The sequence below is a fragment of the Pseudomonas sp. 2995-3 genome, from assembly GCF_002742565.1.
Classification (GTDB): domain Bacteria; phylum Pseudomonadota; class Gammaproteobacteria; order Pseudomonadales; family Pseudomonadaceae; genus Aquipseudomonas; species Aquipseudomonas edaphica.
The window spans coordinates 1-915 of record NZ_LJSB01000148.1 but is presented as its reverse complement, the minus strand read 5'-3'; the positions used below and the strand labels follow the sequence as shown (position 1 = coordinate 915).

Here is a 915-nt window from a genome sequence, read left to right as displayed (position 1 = left end):
GCCGCCAGCGGTGTCGGTGATCTTGACGGTCTGGGTGCTCTTATCGATGAACACGTCATCGCTAGGCGCAGGGACGGTCACGGTGCCGACGGTGTCGCCCGCTTTGATGGTGATGGTCGAGCCGTTATCCAGTTTCAGGGTTACGTCAGTGCCAGCCTTGTTGCTCAAGGTCGCGGTGTACGTAATTTGACCGCCTTCATTGACTGCGCTTGGCGCGGTCAGCGTGACAGTAGTTGTGTTATCAGTACCCGGAGTGTCGGTGACAGTGGTGCTAACCGGCGTGGTGCCTGGAACCAGATTTTCGAAGTGCTCGCCACCGGTGACGCCTTTAATAGCGGTAGTGACAGTCTGGTCGCCCTTGTACACGTCATCTGGAGCTACAACGGTCACGCTGCCGTTCGACTGATTAACGCCGATGGTGATGGTCTGGCCATTATCGAGAGTGACGGTTAACGGGTTGGTGATGTTAGTCACCGGCGCGCCGTTTTTATCCACAAGGCTGGCGGTATAGACGATGTTGCCGCCTTCACCAACGGTAGTGGTGGCAGTCAGAACTACATCCACTTTGTCGATAGTGTCGTTGATCGTGGTGGTTGCGCCGTTACCTGCAACGTCCAGTTTCTCGAAGTTGCCGCCAGCAGTGTCGGTGATCTTGACCGTCTGGGTGCTCTTGTCGATGAACACGTCATCGCTAGGCGCAGGGACGGTTACGGTGCCGACGGTGTCACCAGCTTTGATGGTGATGGTCGAGCCGTTATCCAGTTTCAGGGTTACGTCAGTACCGGCCTTGTTGCTCAAGGTCGCGGTGTACGTAATCTGACCACCTTCATTGACTGCGCTTGGCGCGGTCAGCGTGACGGTCGTGGTGTCCGCAGTGCCAGGTGTATCCGTGACGGTGGTATTCACCGGCGTTGT

At 56.9% G+C, this 915-nt stretch carries 1 protein-coding gene; it reads right to left on the bottom strand.

Annotation, left to right across the window (positions count from 1 at the left end; all coding sequences use genetic code 11):
- Positions 1 to 915: immunoglobulin-like domain-containing protein (locus AOA62_RS07565; protein WP_368665708.1), on the bottom strand; the 915-nt coding region annotated here is incomplete at both ends.